Raw genomic sequence first — 12920 nt, 5'->3', positions numbered from 1 at the left:
TGATTGACGAGCAGGCCCACGACGCCGAGCGGGACGCGATCCTCGCCGCGCTCAGACCGGTCGTCGACGGGATCGCGGCGACGTTCGGCCCGGTGTGCGAGGTGGTCCTGCACGACTACCGGCAACCGGAGAAGTCGGTCGTCGCCGTCGCCGGGGAGGTGACCGGGCGGGCCGTGGGCGGGGCGATGAGCGAGATCGGCATGAAGGTGCTGGCACGCGGTGACGAGGCGGCCGACGACCTCAACTACGTCACCCGCACCCCGGCCGGAAAGCTGGTCAAGTCGTCCACGATGGTGCTGCGCGACTCCAGCGGAGCGGTGTTCGGCGCACTGTGCGTCAACGTGGACATCGGCGCGGTCAACGAGGCCCACGCCCTGCTCGGCGCACTGGCGGGCCTCAGCGCCGGGACCGCCGAGCCGCCGGTCACGGCCTTCGGCAACGACATCGACTCCGTCGTGGACGCCATCCTCGACGCCCACCGGCTGGGGCGGAACCAGAGCTGGGCCGCACTGGACCGGGCCGAGCGACTCGACCTGTTCCGCAGGCTCGACGAACACGGCGTGTTCGCCGTGCGCCGCGCGATCGAGCAGGTCGCCGCCCGGCTCGGCATCTCCCGCGCCTCCGCCTACAGCTACCTCGCCCAGGCCCGAGCCGCCACCGACCCGACCCCCGCTGGAGGACACGCGTGACGACCACCACCCCGCCGGTCACCCTCGACACCGTCCGCGAGGCCGCCGAGCGGCTCAAGGGCGTCGCCCACCGCACCCCCGTACTGCGCTCCCGCACGCTCGACGAGCTCGTCGACGCCGAGGTCTTCCTCAAGTGCGAGAACTTCCAGCGCGTCGGGGCCTTCAAGTTCCGCGGCGCCTACAACGCGGCCTCCCGGCTCACCCCCGAGCAACTGGCCCGCGGCATCGCCGCCTACTCCTCCGGCAACCACGCCCAGGCCGTCGCCCTCGCCGCCCGCGAACTGGGCACCACCGCCGTCATCGTCATGCCCGAGGACGCCCCGCGCTCCAAGGTGGACGCCACCGTCGGCTACGGCGCCGAGATCGTGACGTACGACCGCTACACCGAGGACCGCGTCGCCGTCGGCCAGGCCCTGGCCGCCGAGCGGGGCCTCGCCCTCATCCCGCCCTACGAGCACCCGCACGTCATGGCCGGGCAGGGTACGGCCGCGCTCGAACTCCTCGAGGAAACAGGGGAGTTGGACGCGCTGATGGTGCCCGTCGGCGGCGGCGGGCTGATCGCCGGGTCCGCCACCGCGGCCAAGGGGCTGCACCCCGGGATCCGGGTGATCGGCGTCGAACCCGAGGCCGGGGACGACACCAAGCGGTCCCTGGAGGCGGGCCGGCGCGTCAGCATCCCCGTGCCGCGCACCATCGCCGACGGGCAGGCCCTGGACACGCCCGGCGAGCTGACGTTCTCCGTCAACCGGCGGCTCGTCGACGGCATCGCCCTCGTCTCCGACGACGAGATCCGCGACGCCATGCGGTTCGCCTTCGAGCGCCTGAAGATCGTCGTCGAGCCCAGCGGGGCCACCCCGCTGGCCGCCCTGCTCGCCGGGCGTGCGGGCTCCCTTCCGCGCCGGATCGGTGTCATCGTCTCCGGCGGAAACGTGGACGCGGACCGCTTCGCCCGGCTGTGCGGCCGGGCGACGGCGTCATGACCAGAACTCGTTGACCGTGTCGATGTCGGCGACGCACTCGTCAAGGTCGGTGATCTTGTCCCCGACGACCCGGAAGACGATGGCTCCGTCCTCATCGACCCGCTTGTCGCCGCGCTGGGCGGTGAAGTGGTGCATGGAAACCGCGTGGCCGCGGCCGTCCACCATGACCTTGCGCAGCTCGACCTTGAACGTGCCGCCCGTCTCCTCGTAGAGCCGGCGGTAGTAGTCGAGGACAGCGTCGATTCCCTTGCAGTCGCCGGACAGCTGGTGGCTTCCGGGTACATGGTGCGTGGCGTCGCCCGTCATCATCGAGCGCAGGGTGTCCATGTCGCCGCGCGAGAAGGCCTCGTAGCCCGTGCGGACGAGTTGTGCGTGGGGGTGTTCAGCCACGGTGATCGCCACCTTTCTGGGTGGTTCGGCGAAAGCGGCCTCGCACCATTCTCCGCTCGTTCGACCCAGTTGTCCGCTCATCGGTGTTTTCTCCGCATCCCGGATGGCGGTCCCGGCTGGACCGGCGGACGATGGTGTGGTGGGCGGGGCTCGCAAGGAAGGGAGCCGTCATGCTTGAGATCAAGGCTGTCGAGAAGCCCGACGAGCGGCGAGATTTCCCGCGCGGACACCTCGAAGCCGTCCATATGACCGGACTCGACTTCGCGGTGGGGACCTTCGAACCCGGCTGGAAGTGGTCGGAATCCGTGGCTCCGATCGCCGGGACGGACACCTGCCAGGTCCATCACAACGGGTACTGCGTCTCCGGACGCATGCGGGTACGCATGGACGACGGTGCGGAGCAGGAGGTCGGACCGGGCGACGTGTTCGTGATATCGCCGGGACACGATGCCTGGGTGGTCAGCGACGAGCCATGCGTGGTCTACGACTTCGCAGGCCAGATGGCGACGGACTACGCAAAGTCGAAGGGCTAGCAGTCACACCGGCAGCAGGCGCGCAATGAGCGCGCCGAGCTGCCGCGCGTTGCGGCACTCGTGCATCTCCACCAACTCGGCGTACTCGGGTGCGGCGGAGTCGCCCGTCCCCCACTGGGCGTGCGGCTCGGGGTTCAACCAGTAGACGCGGCGGGCCCGTTCGGCCACCTGCCGTACCGCCGACAGATTCGGGTCGCTCATGTTCGTACGGGCGTCGCCCAGCACGAACACCGTGGTGCGCGGGCCCACCGCGTCGCCGTACCGCTCCGCGAACTCACCCAGGGCGACTCCGTAGTCGCTGCTGCCGTGCCAGCCCGTGAGCGTCGCCTCCGCCCGGATGCGGGCGCCCAGCCCCTCCGGGTCGGCCGCGCCGTGCTCGAGCAGCCGGGTCACCTCGTCGAGCCGGTTCACGAAGGCGAACACCCGCACCTTGCTGAACTGGTCGTGCAGCGCCTGCACCAACAGCATCGTGAAGTCCGAGAACCCGGACACCGACCCCGACACATCGCACAGCAGCACCAGTTCGGGCCGCATGGGACGGCGTCTGCGCAGCACCGGCTTCATCGGCACCCCGCCCGTGGACAGGGAACCGCGCAGGGTGCGCCGCAGATCGATGCTGCCGCGGGCGGCGCGGCGCCGGCGGGCCGCGAGCCGGGTGGCGAGCTTACGGGCCAGCGGCTGAACCGTCCTGCGCAACTCGGCGAGCTGGAGCTTCCCCGCGTACAGGAAGTCGACCCGGTCGGGCGTGGTGCCCACCGCGCGCCGGGCGAGTTCGTCCCGGTCGCGCTGCTCGGCGATCCGGCGCCGCGCCTCCACGGCCACCTGTCTGCGGAACGTCTCGATACGCCGCCTGATCTCGTCGTCGAGCAGCCGGTCGGCGAACCCGGAACTGCCGTCCCGGGTCTGGACGTTCTCGCGGACGCGGGCCAGCAGGGTCTGTGGGCGGAGCCGGTCCAGCGCCTGGTACGACGACCAGCCCTGCGACCCCGGAGACGCGCCGTATCCGCCGAAGCCGTCGACCGCCTCCGCCGCCAGCTGCCCCATCAGCACGATGTCGCCCGCGGCGAGCGCGGCGGCGAGCCGTTCCCGCAGATCGTCCCGGTCCGCGGGCTCCGCCTCCGGCGCGCCGACGCCCTGCGGGAAGTACAGGTCGAAGACCGGGTCGAACACCTGCCGCTGCACCGGGCCGTGCAGCAGCGTCGCGGCCAGCCCTTCCCGCAGCAGCTCACGGTCCGCCAGGCCCAGCGCCGCCACCGCCTGCGCCGCGTCCACGGTCTCACCGGTGCCGATCCGCATGCCGTGCGCACGTAGCGCCCCGACCAGCGAGGTGAGGCGCTCGGCCACTCCCGGGGCGGTCACACGGCGTCCAGGTCGAGCTTGGCGGCCGCCTTGAGGACGTCGTCCTGATGCTTGAGCAGGACGCCCAGGCTGTCGCGTACGACACCCTCGTCGAGGGTGTCGGCACCCAGCGCGAGGAGGGTGCGCGCCCAGTCGATCGTCTCGGCCACCGAGGGCACCTTGCGCAGGTCCATCGCGCGCAGCGCACCGACCACCCGCACCACCGAGTCGGCCAGCGCCTCGTCCAGGCCGGGCACCTTCAGCCGTACGATCCGGCGCTCCAGCTCCTGCTCGGGGAAGCCGATGTGCAGGAACAGGCAGCGACGGCGCAGCGCCTCGGACAGCTCGCGGCTCGCGTTCGAGGTGAGGACGACGAAGGGGCGGCGGGTCGCGGTGATCGTGCCCAGCTCGGGGACCGTGACCTGGAAGTCGCTCAGCACCTCCAGGAGCAGGCCCTCCACCTCGACGTCCGCCTTGTCGGTCTCGTCGATCAGCAGCACCTTGGGGTCCTCGCCGCGGATGGCGGTGAGCAGCGGACGGGTGAGCAGGAACTCCTCGCTGAAGATGTCCGTGCGCGTCTCGTCCCAGGTCTCGTCGCGGCCGGCGCTGATGCGGAGCAGCTGCTTGGCGTGGTTCCACTCGTACAGCGCCCGGGACTCGTCGACGCCCTCGTAGCACTGCAGCCGGACCAGCCGCGCACCCGCCACCTCGGCCACGGCCTTGGCGAGCTCCGTCTTGCCGACCCCGGCCGGTCCCTCCACCAGCAGCGGCTTGCCCAGGCGGTCGGCGAGGAAGACGGTCGTGGCGACCGCGGGCGAGGCGAGATAGCCGGTGGCGGCCAGACGGGCGGAGACGTCGTCGACGGATGAGAACAGCAACGGGGCCTCCAGCTCGGCATGGGTCGGAGCTACTATCTAAGCGCTTGTTCACCCCGGCTGTCACGGAAAATCCAGGGCCGGCCGCCGAAGCAGCCGCCGCCCTGGCGCACGGACGCTCTCATCCTGGCCGGGCTGCTTGTCAGTGGCGCCTTGTACGTTTCCGGCATGGGGATCTATCTGGTCAGTGTCGGTGCGCAGGAGTGGTTCGACGATGACGAGGAGGAGGGCGGCCGAGGAGCCGTCGCCTCCGCGCTCGAGGAGGAGTTGGGGCGGCGCGGTCTGCCGCCGTACGACTCGGTGCCCGAGGAGGCGGACTTCGTGCGCGGCTCGGGGATGTCGTTCGAGGAGAAGCTGGTGCCTCCCATGGACGGCTTCAGCGCGCTGTGCCGCTCGCATCTGTCACGGGCCGAAGAGGAGGTGCTCTGCGGCTGGACACTGCTGGTGCCACTGTCCCTCGACGAGGAGATCCGGCTCCCCGTCGACTCCGCCTATACGGACGAGACGATGGTCGCCGGCGCTCCCCAGGTGCTCCGCCTCGCCGAGCGGCTTGCCACGGCCGTCGCACTGCCCGTGGACGAGATACCGGCGGCCAACGACAACCTGGACCTGACCATGTGGTTCCTGGACGGACCGGCCAAAATTCTGGCCGCCACCCGGCCCGGCCCGTGGTGTGAGGACCTGGACGCCGCGTTCTACGTGGCGCTGTATCTGCGGGCCGCCCAGCACTCGCTGCGCCGCGGCTGTCCGATCGCGTACTGCTGACACGCACCCCGCGGTGACGCCCGGCACAGTGAAATCCCGGGATGGCTTTCCACGCCATCCCGGAAATCTCTTCATGTCATGCGGGGTCGCAGGAGGGTTCCAGGTCTTGTCGGGTTTCTGGTGTGGCGGCGGGCTCGCCGCGGGTGTGGGAGGCGCGCAGCCCGATGGCTCCGGCTGCCAGGAGGCAGAGGGCGCTGACCAGCGGGGTCCGCTGGAATCCGGCGGTGAGCGCCTCCGGGAGCGGGGTGTGCGCCGCCAGCAGGTGGCTGGTGCGGCTGCTCGCGATCCCGCTGAACGCCGCCAGGCCGAGCGCTGAACCGAATTGGAAAGAGGTGGTGATCAGGGCCGCGGCCAAACCCGCACGATCCTCCGGCACGCCCGCGTTCGCGGTCGCCTGCACACCGGCGTACAACAGCAGGTACGGAGGCTACGAGTCGACGTCGCCGCTCGCCCCACCGCTCACCAGCACCACCTCCAGCGTGCGCGGACCGTGCACCCCCTCGACCCGGTCCAGTTCGATGTCGCTGGTCGCCGACGGGCCGGAGATCCAGGTCAACGGGCGGGCCGGGTCGAGGCGTTCGAGGGCCTGGGGCACGGACGAGACGACCTGCTCCGGGACTCGTACGACACAGATGTGGTGGTCGGGGACGAGGGTGATGCGGCGGCGGCCCTGGTCGGGGCTGCCGTCCAGGACAATGGTGCCGGTCTCGGCGATGGCGACCGCGCAGCCGGTGACCACGCTCTCGACCTTGTCCAGCTCGTGAGGCGTGCTCACGGCACGGTCGTGAATCCGGGTGGGATCGGCGGCCGACATCCACTCCGGCGGGAGCCCCGGCGGCACGAGCACATACTGGGGTCCGCGCTCGGCGAGCAGCCGCATGATGAGGTACGGCAACTCCTCCGGATCCGTACGGTGCACAATCGCCCGGTAGTCCGCCAGATTCTCGGCCAGCAGATCCACCGTCTGATCGACGCCCCGCTCCCCGTGCTCCTGCAGATAGTCGCGCGATACTGCCTGCTCGTACGGCGTGTCGTCCCGCGGTACGTCCGCGAGTGCGCGCCGCACCCGGCCCAGGATCCGTTCCCTGCTGCTCACTTCGCGCCGTCCTTTCCGCCATTCGTACGCTGCCACCAGTCGCGGAACGGTTCCGCGGGCACCGACGGCAGATCCCGGCTGCCGCTCCACGCCTTGCCCGGACCGGGCAGCGTTCGTGGATGGAGGCGTCGGGTGCGCGAGGCGAGCCGCTGGCCGGTGCGCAGGGCGCCCGGGTGCGTGAACGCCCAGCGTGCCGCGCGCATCGCCGCCCGCTCGGCCGCATGGCCCTTCGCGGGCTGCAGCACCACCTTGTTGCCCTCGCGGGTCACCTGCCCGCCTTCCACGACCCGCTCCCGTAGATGGACCAGCACCTCGGGGATGTCGATGGCGACCGGGCACACCTCGTAGCAGGCGCCGCACAGCGAGGACGCATACGGCAGGGAGGCGTCGATCTCGCTTGCGGTGCCCCGGAGTTGGGGGCTGAGGATCGCGCCGATCGGGCCGGGATACACCGAGCCGTAGGCATGGCCGCCCGCCCGCTCGTACACCGGGCAGACATTCAGGCAGGCCGAGCATCGGATGCAGCGCAGCGCCTGGCGGCCGACCTCGTCGGCGAGGGTGTCGGTGCGGCCGTTGTCGAGCAGCACCAGGTGGAAGGTGCGCGGTCCGTCGCCGTCCGTGGTGCCGGTCCACATCGAGGTGTACGGGTTCATGCGCTCGGCGGTGGAGGAGCGGGGCAGGGTCTGCAGGAACACCTCCAGGTCCTGCCAGGTCGGCACGATCTTCTCGATGCCGACGACCGAGATCAGCGTCTCGGGCAGGGTCAGGCACATCCGCCCGTTGCCCTCGGACTCGACGACCACCAGCGTGCCGGTCTCGGCGACCATGAAGTTGGCACCGGAGATGCCGACCTTGGCGCGCAGGAACTTCTCCCGCAGGTGGAGGCGGGCGGCCTCGGCGAGTTCGGCGGGCGTGTCGGTGAGGCCCTCGGGGGCCGGGCGGCCCCACTCGCTCATCTCGCGCACGAAGATGTCCCGGATCTCGCCGCGGTTGCGGTGGATCGCCGGGACCAGGATGTGGGAGGGCCGGTCCTTGCCCAACTGCACGATCAGCTCGGCGAGATCGGTCTCGTAGGCGCGGATGCCCTCGGCCTCGAGGGCTTCGTTGAGGCCGATCTCCTGCGTGGCCATCGACTTGACCTTGACGACCTCCTTCTCGCCGGTCCCCTTCACCAGGCCGGCCACGATCCGGTTGGCCTCGTCGGCGTCGGCGGCCCAGTGCACGATGCCGCCCGCGGCCGTGACCGACTCCTCCAACTGCTCCAGATACCGGTCGAGATGACGCAGCGTATGGTCCTTGGTCCGCTTGCCCGCCTCGCGCAGCGCCGCCCAGTCGGACACCTCCGCGACGGCCTTCGCCCGCTTGGCGCGGATGGTGTGCGTGGCGTGCCGCAGATTGCCGCGCAGCGTCGGGTTGTTGACCGCCTCGTGCGCGGCCTTCGGGAAGACCGGCATCCCTACGAACGTCCCGCTCATACGGCCGGCTCCTCCTCCGTGCTCGCCAGGATCTCCGCGATGTGCACCGGCCGCATGCCGCTGCTGAGCCGCGTCATCGTCCCGCCGATGTGCATCAGACAGGAGTTGTCGGCCGCGCACAGCACCTCCGCGCCGGTCGACTCGGCATTGCGCACCTTGTCCGCCCCCATCGCCGCCGAGACATCGGAGTTCTTCAGCGCGAAGGTGCCACCGAAGCCGCAACACTCCTCCGCACCCGGCAGCTCCACCAGCTCCAGGCCCTTGACGGCCTGGAGCAGCCGGCGGGGGCGGTCGCCGAGCCCCAGGCCGCGCAGCCCATGACAGGTCGGGTGATAGGTCACCTGGCGCGGGTAGTACGCGCCGACGTCCGTGACCCCGAGCACGTCCACCAGGAACTCGGTGAGCTCGTACGTCTTCGGTACGACAGGAGCCAGCGTCGCCGCGAGCGTGTCCCCGCGCCCCTCGGCCCGCGCCCGCTCACCCATCCGCGGATACAGTTCCCGCACCATCGCCCCGCACGACCCGGACGGCGTCACGATCGCCTCGTACTCCCCGAAGACATCGGAGAAATGCCGAGCCAGCGGCTCCGCCTCATGCCGATATCCCGTGTTGTAGTGCGCCTGCCCGCAGCAGGTCTGCGCCATCGGGAAATCAACTTGGACGCCCAGCCTGGTCAGCAGTTTCACCACGGCGCGCCCGGTCTCCGGATAGAGCGTGTCGTTGACACAGGTCAGGAACAGGGCGACACGCATCGCGGCTCCTTGTGATCGATCATCGGATGAGTGAAGGGTAGCCGGGGGACAGGGCGTGGGGGAGACCCCCTCATCTTCCGGTGAGCCGGGCCTGCGCCTCACGCCACCGGGCGGTGTCGCCCCGCGGCTCGTAGCGGGTCAGCGGCTGGGTGCGCGTGAGCAGGCGCCGCCCGCTCGCGAGATCGCCGACCAGCCCGTGCGCCCGGGCCTGGACCAGCACGTTCCCCAGTGCCGCCGCCTCCGTCGGACCCGCCACCACGGGCAGGCCGCAGGCGTCGGCGGTCAGCTGGCACAGCAGGGCGTTGCGGGTGCCGCCGCCGACGACATTGACGACGTCGACCGGATGCCCGGCCAGCCGCTGGGCGTCCTCGATCGCCCGGCGGTGGGCCAGGGCCAGCGAGTCGAGAATGCAGCGCGTGATCTCCGCGGGGGATTCGGGCACCGGCTGTCCCGAGACACGGCACGCCTCGGCGATCCGCTCCGGCATCCGCCCGGGCGCCAGGAACACCGCATCCCCGGCATCCACCACCGACCTCAGCGCCGGCACCTTGGCCGCCGCCGGCAGCAGCTCGCCCAGCTCGGGTTCGCCCCAGGCGCGCACGCACTCCTGGAGCAGCCAGAGCCCCATGATGTTGCGCAGATAGCGGACCGTGCCGTCCAGCCCCAGCTCGTTGGTGAAGTTGGCGGCCCGGCTCTCCTCGCTCAGCACGGGTGCGTCCAGCTCGAGACCGGCCAGCGACCAGGTCCCGGTGCAGATGTACGCGAACCGCTCGCCGTCGGCCGGTACGGCAGCCACTGCGGACGCCGTGTCGTGCGAACCGACCGCCGTCACCGGCACCGGCCCCCGCAGCCCGGTCTCCTCCAGCACCTCAGGCCGCAGCACACCCGCCGGATCCCCGGGCTGCCGCAGCGGCGCGAACAATCCCAGGTCGACCCCCAGCCGGGAGGCGACCTCGTACGACCACTCGCGCGTCCGGGGATCGATCAGCTGGGTGGTGGAGGCGTTGGTGAGTTCGGTGCCCTGCTCGCCGGTGAGCCAGTAGGACATCAGGTCCGGGATGAGCAACAACCGCTCGGCATGGGCCAGTTGGGCTGTCTCCCCTGCCGCGGCCAGCTGGTACAGGGTGTTGAAGGGCGCGTACTGCAGCCCGGTCGCCGCATACAGCTGCTCGGCGGGCACGCTCGCCCACACCTTCTCACACATGCCCTCGGTGCGGGAGTCCCGGTAGTGCACGGGATTGCCGAGCAGTGCCCCGTCCGCGTCCAGCAGCCCGTAGTCCACGGCCCAGCTGTCGATGCCGACGGAATCCACCTGCCCCGCAGCCTTGAGTCCGTCGAGGACACCCCCGTACAGGGAGAGGATGTCCCACCGCAGCCCCTCGGGCACCCGGACGGGCCGGTTGGGGAAGCGGTGCGCCTCGGTCAGCTCCAGGCTGTCGGGGCCGACACGGCCGACCATGACACGCCCGCTGGACGCGCCGAGGTCCACCGCGGCGTACGACTTCACGAGCGCGCTCACCGCAGGAAGGCGGCCGCGACGCCGGCGTCGACCGGGACGTGCAGCCCGGTGGTGTGGGTCATCTCCCCTCCGGTCAGCGCGAACACGGCGTTCGCGACATGCTCCGGCAGCACCTCACGCTTGAGGATCGTCCGCTTGGCGTAGAACTCGCCCAGCTTCTCCTCCGGCACCCCGTACACGGCCGCCCGCTGGGCACCCCAGCCACCCGCGAAGATCCCGGAACCGCGCACCACACCGTCCGGGTTGACCCCGTTGACGCGGATGCCGTGCTCGCCCAACTCCGCGGCCAGCAGGCGCACTTGATGAGCCTGGTCGGCCTTGGTGGCCGAGTAGGCGATGTTGTTGGGCCCGGCGAAGACGGCGTTCTTGGAGGCGATGTAGACGATGTCGCCGCCCAGTTCCTGCGCGATCATCACCCGGGCCGCCTCCCGCGACACGAGGAAGGACCCGCGGGCCATGATGTCGTGCTGCAGGTCCCAGTCCCTGGCCGAAGTCTCCAGCAGCGGCTTGGAGATGGAGATACCGGCGTTGTTGACCACCAGATCGACCCCGCCGAAGGCGAGCACGGCCGCCTTGAAGGCCGTGGCGATCTGCTCCTCGTCCGTCACGTCCACGGCTACGGCGACGGCCTTGTCCGGGCCACCCAGCTCCTCGGCCACGGCTGCCGCGTTCTCCGCATCGAGATCGGCGACGACGACACACGCGCCCTCACCGACCAGCCGCTCCGCGATGGCCTTCCCGATCCCGCTGCCCGCACCCGTGACAAGCGCGACCCGCGTGGCGAGCGGCCTGGGCTTCGGCATCCGCTGGAGCTTGGCCTCCTCCAGCGCCCAGTACTCGATGCGGAACTTCTCCGACTCCTCGATCGGCGCATACGTCGACACGGCCTCGGCCCCGCGCATCACGTTGATGGCGTTGACATAGAACTCGCCGGCCACCCGCGCCGTCTGCTTGTCCTTGCCGAAGCTGAACATGCCCACACCCGGCACCAGCACGATCGCCGGGTCGGCGCCGCGCATCGCGGGGGAGTCCGGCAGCGCGTGCCGCTGGTAGTAGGCGGCGTACTCCTCGCGGTACTCGGCGTGCAGCTCCTTCAGTCGCGCGATCGCCTCCTCCACGGGAGCGGCCGGCGGCAGGTCGAGCACGAGCGGCCGTACCTTCGTCCGCAGGAAGTGGTCGGGGCAGGAGGTCCCGAGCGCGGCGAGCCGCGGATGCTCGGCCCGCGCCAGGAACTCCAGCACGACATCGGAGTCGTCGAAGTGCCCGACCTGCGGCTTGTCCTGAGAGGCGACGGCCCGCACATACGGCGCCAGCGCCGCCGCCCGCTCCCGCCGCTCGGCCTCGGGCAGCGCCTCGTAGCCCTCGATCACCGGCCCGTACGGCTCGTCCTTCCCCCGCTCGACGAGGAACGCCTCGGCGGTGCGGATGATGTGCAGCGAGTTGCGCTCGCACTCCTCGGAGGTGTCGCCCCAGGCGGTGATCCCGTGCCCGCCGAGGATGCACCCGATGGCCTGCGGGTTGGCCTCCTTGACCGCCGCGATGTCCAGGCCCAGCTGGAACCCGGGCCGCCGCCACGGCACCCACACCACCGTGTCGCCGAAACACTCGGCGGTCAGCTTCTCCCCGTCGGCCGCACAGGCGAGTGCGATCCCGGAGTCGGGGTGCAGATGATCGACGTGGGCGGCGTCGACCAGACCGTGCATCGCGGTGTCGATGGAGGGAGCGGCACCCCCCTTCCCGTGCAGGCAGTAGTCGAACGCGGCGACCATCTCGTCCTCACGCTCGACACCCGGATAGACCCCCCGCAGGGCCCGCAGCCGATCCAGCCGCAACGCGGCGAGCCCGGCCTCGGTGAGCGTGCCGAGGTCACCACCGGACCCCTTGACCCACATCAACTCGACGTCACCCCCCGTCACGGGGTCGGTGTCGGTGCCCTTCGCGGAAGTGTTGCCGCCCGCGTAGTTGGTGTTGCGGGGATCAGCACCGAGGCGATGGGAGCGAGCCAGCAGAGCGGCCGCTTCGGGGTGGGATGCCATGTCCATTCAGTCCTTCTGGAGATACGTGCGGATCAGCGCCCCGATAGGGGCGCGGGGCTGTATCAATTTGCGGCTCCGCCGCGCGGGCGCGACCAGCCGCATCGGGCCGGCAGTCTGCAAGCAACAAGTTCAGGCAGACGAGTTGCAGTGTTCAGGCTCCCCATCCGGCTTGCTGTCCGCCGACGCGTTCTTCGACGATCTTCTGGGCCCATCCGGAGCGGCGGTAGGCGCCGATCGGGTCGGCATCGAGTCCCATCTCCTGGCGGACGTCGGCGAGCAGCGGCCGCACGTCCGTGTTGTAGGCGTCCATGAGCACGGCGTTGGCTTCGAGGACGTCGCCCGAGCGCTGAGCGGCGTTCAGTGCCTCGCGGTCGACGAGCAGTGCCTTGGCGGTGGCTTCCTGGACGTTCATCACGGACCGGATGATGGCGGGGATCTTGGCCTCGATGTTGTGGCACTGGTCCAGCATGAA

Annotated in this window: 13 protein-coding genes and 1 pseudogene; 4 read left to right on the top strand and 10 right to left on the bottom strand. The window is 70.8% G+C overall.

Annotated features, from left to right (window positions below):
- Nucleotides 1-2 precede the first annotated feature (2 nt).
- Nucleotides 3-689: a helix-turn-helix transcriptional regulator gene (locus tag ACWCRD_RS15010; RefSeq protein WP_450966625.1), complete on the top strand. Its 687-nt coding sequence runs from the start codon at nt 3-5 to the stop codon at nt 687-689.
- A complete protein-coding gene (locus ACWCRD_RS15005; protein WP_450966249.1) occupies nt 686-1669 on the top strand; it encodes a threo-3-hydroxy-L-aspartate ammonia-lyase in 984 nt (327 codons plus the stop codon). The genes ACWCRD_RS15010 and ACWCRD_RS15005 overlap by 4 nt, the downstream gene beginning before the upstream one ends.
- Here ACWCRD_RS15005 and ACWCRD_RS15000 read toward each other — a convergent pair.
- Nucleotides 1664-2059, bottom strand: a complete 396-nt coding sequence (locus tag ACWCRD_RS15000) for a nuclear transport factor 2 family protein (protein ID WP_450966248.1) — start codon at nt 2057-2059, stop codon at nt 1664-1666. The two genes, ACWCRD_RS15005 and ACWCRD_RS15000, sit on opposite strands and share 6 nt — an antisense overlap.
- A 170-nt stretch (nt 2060-2229) precedes the next feature.
- Between ACWCRD_RS15000 and ACWCRD_RS14995 the strand changes: the two genes are divergently transcribed.
- Nucleotides 2230-2592, top strand: a complete 363-nt coding sequence (locus ACWCRD_RS14995; protein ID WP_450966247.1) for a cupin domain-containing protein — start codon at nt 2230-2232, stop codon at nt 2590-2592.
- 3 nt (nt 2593-2595) lie between these two features.
- Here the strand turns inward: ACWCRD_RS14995 and ACWCRD_RS14990 are convergent, their stop codons facing one another.
- The gene (locus ACWCRD_RS14990) at nt 2596-3888 is read right to left on the bottom strand and encodes a vWA domain-containing protein (protein ID WP_450966624.1); all 1293 of its coding nucleotides are present in this window, start codon (nt 3886-3888) and stop codon (nt 2596-2598) included.
- Between the two features lie 59 nt (nt 3889-3947).
- The gene (locus tag ACWCRD_RS14985) at nt 3948-4805 is read right to left on the bottom strand and encodes an AAA family ATPase (protein ID WP_450966623.1); all 858 of its coding nucleotides are present in this window, start codon (nt 4803-4805) and stop codon (nt 3948-3950) included.
- Between the two features lie 168 nt (nt 4806-4973).
- Here ACWCRD_RS14985 and ACWCRD_RS14980 point away from each other — a divergent pair, with 168 nt between their 5' ends.
- Nucleotides 4974-5570 (top strand): hypothetical protein, encoded by a 597-nt coding sequence (locus tag ACWCRD_RS14980; protein ID WP_450966246.1) that lies wholly within the window; start codon nt 4974-4976, stop codon nt 5568-5570.
- A gap of 76 nt (nt 5571-5646) precedes the next feature.
- Here ACWCRD_RS14980 and ACWCRD_RS14975 read toward each other — a convergent pair whose 3' ends face one another.
- The 7 genes and pseudogenes from ACWCRD_RS14975 to ACWCRD_RS14945 form a co-directional block, all read right to left on the bottom strand.
- A complete protein-coding gene (locus ACWCRD_RS14975; RefSeq protein ID WP_450966245.1) occupies nt 5647-5925 on the bottom strand; it encodes a hypothetical protein in 279 nt (92 codons plus the stop codon).
- Nucleotides 5926-5997: 72 nt separating this feature from the next.
- Entirely contained in the window at nt 5998-6666 is a 669-nt protein-coding gene (locus ACWCRD_RS14970; RefSeq protein ID WP_450966244.1) for a LutC/YkgG family protein, read from the bottom strand.
- A complete protein-coding gene (locus tag ACWCRD_RS14965; RefSeq protein WP_450966243.1) occupies nt 6663-8141 on the bottom strand; it encodes a LutB/LldF family L-lactate oxidation iron-sulfur protein in 1479 nt (492 codons plus the stop codon). The genes ACWCRD_RS14970 and ACWCRD_RS14965 overlap by 4 nt, the downstream gene beginning before the upstream one ends.
- Entirely contained in the window at nt 8138-8893 is a 756-nt protein-coding gene (locus ACWCRD_RS14960; protein WP_450966242.1) for a (Fe-S)-binding protein, read from the bottom strand. Before ACWCRD_RS14960 ends, ACWCRD_RS14965 begins: the two co-directional genes overlap by 4 nt.
- A gap of 70 nt (nt 8894-8963) precedes the next feature.
- Nucleotides 8964-10400 carry a rhamnulokinase gene (locus tag ACWCRD_RS14955; protein ID WP_450966622.1) on the bottom strand — a complete coding sequence of 479 codons (1437 nt, stop codon included), beginning with the start codon at nt 10398-10400 and terminating at the stop codon, nt 8964-8966.
- An 8-nt stretch (nt 10401-10408) separates the two neighbouring features.
- Complete coding sequence (locus tag ACWCRD_RS14950; RefSeq protein ID WP_450966241.1) at nt 10409-12448, bottom strand: bifunctional aldolase/short-chain dehydrogenase; 2040 nt, start codon at nt 12446-12448, stop codon at nt 10409-10411.
- A gap of 151 nt (nt 12449-12599) precedes the next feature.
- Nucleotides 12600-12920, bottom strand: a pseudogene (locus ACWCRD_RS14945) (L-rhamnose isomerase); the annotation flags it as partial.

The sequence above is a fragment of the Streptomyces sp. NPDC002092 genome (assembly GCF_053593775.1).
This window is presented reverse-complemented; position numbering and strand designations above follow the sequence as displayed.